Origin of the sequence: Lysinibacillus sp. GbtcB16, assembly GCF_019091145.1 — a bacterium.
Classification (GTDB): Bacteria; Bacillota; Bacilli; order Bacillales_A; family Planococcaceae; genus Lysinibacillus; species Lysinibacillus fusiformis.
This window is the reverse complement of sequence record NZ_JAGXJV010000025.1, coordinates 1-7,842: the sequence shown is the minus strand read 5'-3', so window position 1 is coordinate 7,842 and position 7,842 is coordinate 1. Positions and strand designations below refer to the sequence as shown.

Genomic DNA, 7,842 nt, shown 5'->3' with positions numbered 1-7,842 from the left:
ATGAAGATTTACCTGTAGGTGTTGTAACAGGTATAGCCGCTCCTGTATGGTTAGAAATTACTGTCACTGGCGTCAGTGAACATGCTGGTGCAACACCTATGCCCATTCGGCAGGATGCTCTAACTGCGGCAAGCGAGATGATTTTAGCGATTGAACGGCTATTAAATGACACTACAGATGCGGTTGCAACGGTCGGCAAGCTTACTGTGTCCCCGAATGGAACAAATGTGATTCCAGGCAAAGTTACTTTCTCAATTGATCTACGAGATATAGACGAACAAAAAGTGAGATCACTAGAGACTACGATTTTGCAGCAACTACAACAAATTGCAGACCGAAGAAATGTTACATTGGCTTCGAAAATATTACAGCGCATTAAACCTGCAAAAGCGGATGAGAAGCTACAGCAACAACTTGCCATAAGTATTGAAAAGCAAGGGATACGTCCCTATTCTCTTATAAGTGGTGCAGGACACGATGCCATGAATATTGCTGAAATCGCTCCAATCGGGATGTTGTTTGTCCGCTCAAAAGACGGCATTAGCCACAATCCCTTAGAATTTAGCTCCGATGAGGATATCATTATAGCCACTACTATTTTTTATGATTCTGTCGTCGAGCTCTCTAAATAGTTCACTATAATAGAAGTGAACTGCCCCGAAAAGTTAGATATCAATTTAACTTTTACGGGGCAGTTCATTTTTAGAATGGCTTTTTAATATCATTTTTTTGGAATAACCCTACTATAAAACCTTCTAATCCAAAATGCGGATCTACTGTAGACATTGGTAACATTTTACGTATTTCAATTTCTTCCAAAAAATTAAAAATTTCCTGTAGTTGACTTTTGGTATAACCAAGCCCACCCTCTAAACTGCGCTTTAAATATACTTCCTCATCTGTCAGGGCAGAGCCACCGTATGTACCATTCTCCTCAAATGAACATAAAGCAAAGTATCCATCCTGCTTTAATAACCTATTAATGATCTCTATATAACTAACACGACGGTGTGGTGCTATATGATGAAAGCATCCCGAATCATAAATAAAATCAAAGCTTTCCTGTTGAAAATCTAAATCAAAAATATTAGCACATACTAATTCTACATTCACATCTTCTTCAGATATTCTCTTTTTTGCCCACTCCAGTGCATTTTCTGATAGATCCACTCCAACCACTGAACATCCCTTTTTAGCTAAATAGATAGCATTACGCCCTGCACCACACCCTAATTCTAAAACTTTACTCGGAAAAATCATTTCCTTTTCAAAATAGTGTACTAGATTTTCATCAGGCTTATTAACAAAGAAAGGAACCTTTCGACATGTATCATCATAAAAATTATTCCAAAAATGTTGGGGCTCCCGTAGTAAATGATCTAGTAAAATAAGCAAATCTTCATTGGATTTAATTAGCATTCCACACCTCGATTTATTCTTATTAAAGCTTAATTATATAGGAGCGAATACATACTCAGCCAGTTTCAAAATAACCAATATAAACCATAAAAACGCTTCTCACTTATAATATTTTATTACTTTACTGGTATTGTCACTTCTAGCTCAGGAATATATTGAATGATCGGTTTATTATTCTCATCCATTTGAAAGCTTCCTTTTGGATGCTCCTTAAAAAGATGGATATAAGGCTTGATCGTTATGGATGCAGGTACAGATTCAAAAGGAGTATAGCGATGATCCATAATTTTTTCACTTCCATTGGTCTCATGCCAACCATTCCCATTAATTAGTCCAAGTTTACGCCCTTGCTCATCAAAAATATCTATCCCCATTGTTAACCATGGCTCAATAAAAGTGGAGTTGTCTGTCAATATGGTTCTCGTCGTTATATTGGTTGTAATAGGGGTAATCTTAATCTGTTCAACTGTAAAATGAATATTATTATAATGTCGATTTACATTTGGCTGTAAAGTCACATAGTCTGCAATTTTATTTTTCACAGGAATATCAATCTTTAAAGGAGCCTGTATGCCCGTAATAGTAGCATATACTGTTAAATCGAATTGCTCCGGGAAAGGTTGTCCTCCCTGATTGCTCTTATCCGAAAACTCAATTATTGTAGAATCCTTATCTTTTCCTGGATGTAGAAAGATACCAATATGATTCGACTCACTAGGAGCAAAATCATCTATAGGTGCTCCATTAATAAACAATTCAATATTGCCGAGGCGCTCCATTAATGTCTCCGTTTCACTAGCTGTTCGAGGTCGCTCTACCCCAATCGAGACACGTGTACCATCATATGCTACCTCCGATACACTTAATGTAAATCCATCGTGACTGACGCTTGCATTAGGTTTCGTTGAAAGCCCCTTTTCATCAGCCGGTTTCAGTCCAAGGTCACCAGCTAGACTGAAAATAGAGGATAATACAGGAACTTGTTTTATGGTTGCTGCCATTGTAGGTGAAATGAAGGGCGTGATTAGTAGCAAGCATACGATTACGGTAGCAATAGCCTTCACTACCAACACATTATGAGGCTTCTTTTTATGAGTAATCAATTTTTTAGAATCATGGTCATATTTATTCATAACACGGTCAACTAAATCAATTTCTACGGGTGTTTCTCGGATGTGCTTCTTTAGCATGTTCAATTCATCATCCTTCAGTTTTGATCGAACGCTCATAATATCCCCTCCCTTGCTTTTTTTCTTTCAACAATTTTTTTCGTAATCGTTCATATTTTTTGCGTACAGTAGTTGGTTTCAAATCCATGATAGAGGCAATTTCATCAAAGCTATACTCGTCAATAGATCGAAGTAATAAAATTCTTTTTTCATCCACATTTAATTTCTCTAATAACTGATGAATCGAATCCTCGTAATGATGGGAATCATATGCCTGCTCGACCATTTGCTCCTTTTTAAACCCTGTCCAAAATCTAAAGCCCTTATTTTTCTTCTTCAGTAGGTCGATACAATGATGATGAGCAATTTTATAGAGCCACGCTGAAAATGACACTGAGTAAGAGAATTGGCGAATATTCTCTAAACCTTTTATAAAAACATCCTGTGAGGCATCTTCAGCTTCTTCTTTGTTTCCTAATAGGTAGTAACAGTAAAGATAGATTTGTTTTTGGAAGCACCGTATGATTTCTGTGTAGGCATGAGTATCCCCTGCCTGAACTTGTTTAACTACCTCTTTTATTAATAACGTTTCCTCTGTTTTATTTGATATAGTCACAAGCTTCCCTCCTCTCTATCTGTATAACTAAATTCACTACCGTTTTGTGACAGCAAAAGAATAAAAATTGGCGTTATAATATATAATTTCTTAATTTAATAACCCTTCCCCAACCACATGAAATTGAACTCGTTTCATTTTACCAAAAGGAATATATTTTCTTTTTATATGTTATAGTGTATTAATGGATATTTTTTCTATAATTATGGAGGTGCACTGAAATGGAAGACATTTTAACGATTACAAATTTAACGAAAAGCTATGGAAACAAGGAAATATTAAAAGGAATAAACCTCCATGCAACTAGAGGAGAAATTATCGGATATATTGGTCCAAATGGTGCTGGTAAAAGCACGACTGTTAAAATTATTTTGGGGCTTGAAGGTGATTATGGTGGCGAGATTAAGCTCTTTGGTGAAAGCATTGGGCAAGATCAAATAGACTATAAGCGTAGAATTGGTTACGTTCCAGAAATCGCTGATGTTTATGACAACTTAACAGGTTATGAATATTTAACCTTTATCGGTCAGTTATATGGGCTAGAGCTAGAGGAGGCAGCTGACAAATCGAAATCGCTCATGGAGTTGTTTGGAGTGGGTGAGGCGTACCATTCTAGAATTTCCTCGTACTCAAAGGGCATGCGACAAAAACTATTAATCATTGCTAGTCTTATACATAACCCAGACCTATTATTTTTAGATGAGCCGATCAATGGCTTAGATGCAAACAGTGTAATGATTTTTAAAGAGATTTTAACGCAGCTCGCAGCCAATGGAAAAACAATATTTTACTCATCTCATATTATGGATGTCGTTGAAAAGATCAGTAGTCGCATCATCCTGCTATATGACGGCAACATAGCAGCGGACGGAACTTTTGCCCAATTACAAGCTGGTAACACTGAAGGAACGCTAGAAAGGATCTTTAATCAGTTAACAGGATTTCATGAGCATCAGGAAATTGGTGAGAAATTTGTATCCATCGTTCGAGGAGTACAATCATGACAGATTTTAAAACACTCCAATTGCTTGATTTATTCCGCTGGCTCTTTGTAAGATTGGGTATTGATTATGACCTAATGAGAAAAATCCTTCATATCAAATTAACAATGGATGAACGTAAAGTACCCACACTATTTAATCAGAACAAAAAGAAGAATGATCAAAAATATGGCTATATTAAATCGCTATGGATTTATGTTTTATTCGGCCTTATACTAATCCCACTCATGGGATTTGGTCAAAACTTTTTATTTCAAATGAGTATTGCGTTTGCCATGATCATTTTTTTAATTATGACTTCATTGATTTCTGACTTTTCCTCAGTACTCTTAGATGTACGAGACAAAAGCATACTATCAACTAAGCCTATTTCCGCAAGAACCATTAACGCAGCAAAATTTATGCATATTTTCATTTACTTATTCTATTTAACAATTGCCTTAACAGGCATCCCTTTACTCGTCAGCCTTTTTACGCAAGGAATTGTATTTTTCCTTTTAACCGTTCTAGAGATTATATTCATTAATTTATTTATTGTAGCGATCACTGCCATTTTATATATTGCCATTTTACGCTTCTTCGATGGTGAAAAGCTGAAGGATATGATTAACTATGTACAAATTGCCTTGTCGTTAATGCTCATGATCGGCTACCAGGTTCTGATTCGGTCCTTTGAATTCGTTAATTTGGATATGACGGTGTCATTTCATTGGTGGAGTCTCTTCCTAATACCGATGTGGTTCGCTGCACCCTTTAACTTATTACTAAATGGCGATACTTCGTTATTAACAGTACTATACAGCCTCTTTGCTGTAATCATACCGATACTTTCGATTGGGTTATATATTAAACTCATCCCAACCTTTGAACGTAACCTTCAAAAACTATTAAGTACAAGTAAATCAAAAAAAGAGAAGAACAATCGACTGAAGGTACTTTTATTAACGCTGCTATGTAGAACACATGAAGAAAGAGCATTTTTTCGTTTCGCCTCTCTTATGATGAAGCAAGAACGCGAGTTTAAGCTCAAAGTTTACCCTTCTTTAGGTTTTTCATTTATTATCCCATTTATTTTTATATTTACCTTTAGCGGATCCGAAAAAATTGATTACGCTACTAGTATGAGCTACTTAAATATTTATTTTAGTATGATGATTATTCCAGCTGCTGTCCTTTTACTTGGTCATTCGGCTAAATTTAAAGCGGCGTGGATTTACAAGATACTTCCATTAAAAGATTATACGAATTTACAAAAAGGCAGTTTAAAGGCATTTTTAATCAAATTATATGTCCCATTGTTTTTAGTGCTAAGTTTGGTCTTTAGCCATATATACGGTATTCGAATTATTCCAGACTTACTAGTAGTTTTAGTGACAAGCTGGATATATACACTGTTTTGTTTCGTAACGATGAGCAATAAAATACCTTTTACCAAACCATATGATGAGGTTGGAGATGCTCAAGGCTGGAAAACTTTTTTATTGTTTATCCCTATAGCTATTTTGGCAGGTCTACACTATTTAATTGCCAGTCAAATAGCATTCGGACCTACTATTTATTTTATAGTGCTTTTTTTTATCAACATGCTTGTTTGGAAGTTAGCTTTCAAATGACAAAAACGGCTCGAGTCCCACCTTATATGGGACCGGCCGTTTTCTTTTAAAACGCCTTGCGCTTATAAATCCTTACTGAGAGCATCCATGAGCCTATATAGAGTCCAACGATTAGTAATGAGATAATAAAGTATAGTTGTAGTTCCTGTATAGTCATGAAATTTTGTACAACGGTTCTTATTTGTTTATTTAAGTTAGGGACAAAATAATTGATGATTACCATATAAACTCCAAATAATCCCATGATAGCAATAGTTAAATACTTTGTTTTGAATTTATAGGACATCGGTAAAATAAACGAAATGACAATCATAACGAGGCCCATAATCAGTACTATTTCCTTCCATAATACAGCTACCTGATTCCCATTTAAAAGAAAGTCGAACAAATACGTAAGGAGCATAAAGAACCCTGTAAAAATTAAAGCTCCAATATATTTTGAACTAACAATTTCTTTTCTTGTATACGGTAATGAATTAAGTAAAATATTTGCATTATCTTTTTCATCGTTCGAAAAAGCACTTAAAACAAATACGATACTATATATAAATACTATATATACCGACGGAACATTGACCATTAAATAAAGAATAATAGTTGCTATGTAGAATATTAGGATGTTTTTTTGAATTAAAATATCTTTTAAAATAAGGTTCAACATATCCTTACCACCCTTTCTTTGTATAATACATAATGTCTTCAAGCGTAGGCTTTTCAACCACCACTGTATCGCCAAATATAGTAGCTGCTCGATGTTTATTGGCTGTTAATGCTTCAAAGCCTCTGTTTGTTTTACGAAGGGCGACGAATTCCTGCTCCGTTTCACGATCTAATAAATCCAAGGTTCCTTTAACAATAGCGTATTCCTCTTGAATTTTATAAAACTCCTTTGTGAATATATGCTCGCCATTATGAATAAACGTTATATAATCTGCGATGCGATCTAAATCTGTCGTAATATGTGTGGAGAAAAATATAGTTTTGTCTCCATCCTGCATTAACTCATGTAAAATATTGAGTAATTCTCTGCGAAAAATAGGGTCGAGCCCTGACGTTGGTTCATCCATGATGATTAATTCAGCGTGATGTGCTAACGCGATGGCTAAGGATGCTTTCATCTTCATCCCTTTCGAAAAGGTCTTCATATTTTTGTTCAAGGGCAGCTCAAACTGTTCCACATAATGCTGAAATGCCTTGTCATCCCATCTTCTATAGGCAGGTTTAATAATCTTTTTCATATCCTTGAGTGTGATATTTTCATAAAAGATATTCTCATCATAAACAAAACCGATACGTTCTTTTATTTCTTTTTCATGTTTCTTATAACTTTTACCGAAAATAGAAATAGTCCCACTATCCTGCTGCAATAAATTCATAATCATTTTAATGGTCGTTGATTTTCCTGCACCATTCCCTCCAATAAACCCTGTGACAAACCCTTTTTTAACATGGATTGAAAAATCCTTTATTTGAAAACCATTAAAGGACTTTTGTATATGCTGTAATTCAATAACATTTTCCATTTATTCATCCTCCGTATACAATAAAGTAAGCATAGCCTTTAACTCTGCTAAACTAATATCCATTTCCTTCGCATTTTGAATCGCCACCAACAATTTTTCCTCAATGGCCTTCATTTTTCTTTCCTTCATCATTTCTGAATTTTGTTCAGAGATAAATGATCCTTTCCCAACAATAGAATAAATAAATCCATTTTTTTCAAGCTCTTCATATGCCCTTTTCGTTGTAATGACACTAATCTCTAAATCTTTGGCAAGTTGGCGCATGGAAGGCAATGGCTGCCCCTCTTGTAATTGCCCTGTTAAAATTAGCTTTTTAATTTGTGCATGTATCTGCTCATAAATAGGCTCTTTAGAACTGTTCGAAATAATAATTTGCATGCAAATACCTCTTTTAAAATATTGTATATATACTTTATATACAATATATACACATAGATACAAATATGCAAGTAAAATTTTCCTTTTTGTGAAATAAAAATAAAAGCATATAGCCAAATGAAA

Annotated in this window: 9 protein-coding genes; 3 read left to right on the top strand and 6 right to left on the bottom strand. The window is 34.9% G+C overall.

Translation table 11 applies throughout. The annotated features are described in order from the left end of the window. Positions 1 to 632 (top strand): hydantoinase/carbamoylase family amidase (locus tag KVT27_RS22715; protein WP_217581988.1); only part of this gene is annotated, 632 nt, incomplete at its 5' end. Between the two features lie 70 nt (positions 633 to 702). On the opposite strand, the gene KVT27_RS22710 is transcribed toward KVT27_RS22715, so the two are convergent. From KVT27_RS22710 to KVT27_RS22700, 3 genes are all read right to left on the bottom strand, one after another. Further along, positions 703 to 1,419 (bottom strand): class I SAM-dependent methyltransferase, encoded by a 717-nt coding sequence (locus KVT27_RS22710; RefSeq protein ID WP_217581987.1) that lies wholly within the window; start codon positions 1,417 to 1,419, stop codon positions 703 to 705. Positions 1,420 to 1,535: 116 nt separating this feature from the next. Continuing rightward, on the bottom strand, positions 1,536 to 2,648 hold the full coding sequence (locus KVT27_RS22705; RefSeq protein WP_217581986.1) for a DUF4179 domain-containing protein: 1,113 nt from the start codon (positions 2,646 to 2,648) through the stop codon (positions 1,536 to 1,538). Continuing rightward, entirely contained in the window at positions 2,620 to 3,204 is a 585-nt protein-coding gene (locus KVT27_RS22700) for an RNA polymerase sigma factor (protein WP_217581985.1), read from the bottom strand. Before KVT27_RS22700 ends, KVT27_RS22705 begins: the two co-directional genes overlap by 29 nt. 221 nt (positions 3,205 to 3,425) lie before the next feature. Here KVT27_RS22700 and KVT27_RS22695 point away from each other — a divergent pair, with 221 nt between their 5' ends. Together KVT27_RS22695 and KVT27_RS22690 are read left to right on the top strand one after the other, a co-directional pair. Beyond that, a complete protein-coding gene (locus KVT27_RS22695; RefSeq protein ID WP_008175483.1) occupies positions 3,426 to 4,208 on the top strand; it encodes an ABC transporter ATP-binding protein in 783 nt (260 codons plus the stop codon). After that, the gene (locus KVT27_RS22690) at positions 4,205 to 5,818 is read left to right on the top strand and encodes a hypothetical protein (RefSeq protein WP_217581984.1); all 1,614 of its coding nucleotides are present in this window, start codon (positions 4,205 to 4,207) and stop codon (positions 5,816 to 5,818) included. Before KVT27_RS22695 ends, KVT27_RS22690 begins: the two co-directional genes overlap by 4 nt. A 46-nt stretch (positions 5,819 to 5,864) precedes the next feature. Here KVT27_RS22690 and KVT27_RS22685 read toward each other — a convergent pair whose 3' ends face one another. Genes KVT27_RS22685 through KVT27_RS22675 form a run of 3 tightly spaced genes read right to left on the bottom strand, consistent with a single transcriptional unit; the run spans position 5,865 to position 7,719 of the window. Continuing rightward, complete coding sequence (locus KVT27_RS22685; protein WP_217581983.1) at positions 5,865 to 6,479, bottom strand: ABC-2 transporter permease; 615 nt, start codon at positions 6,477 to 6,479, stop codon at positions 5,865 to 5,867. A 4-nt stretch (positions 6,480 to 6,483) separates the two neighbouring features. Beyond that, entirely contained in the window at positions 6,484 to 7,341 is an 858-nt protein-coding gene (locus KVT27_RS22680) for an ABC transporter ATP-binding protein (protein ID WP_036121488.1), read from the bottom strand. Next, complete coding sequence (locus tag KVT27_RS22675) at positions 7,342 to 7,719, bottom strand: GntR family transcriptional regulator (protein ID WP_036121491.1); 378 nt, start codon at positions 7,717 to 7,719, stop codon at positions 7,342 to 7,344. Positions 7,720 to 7,842 lie beyond the last annotated feature (123 nt).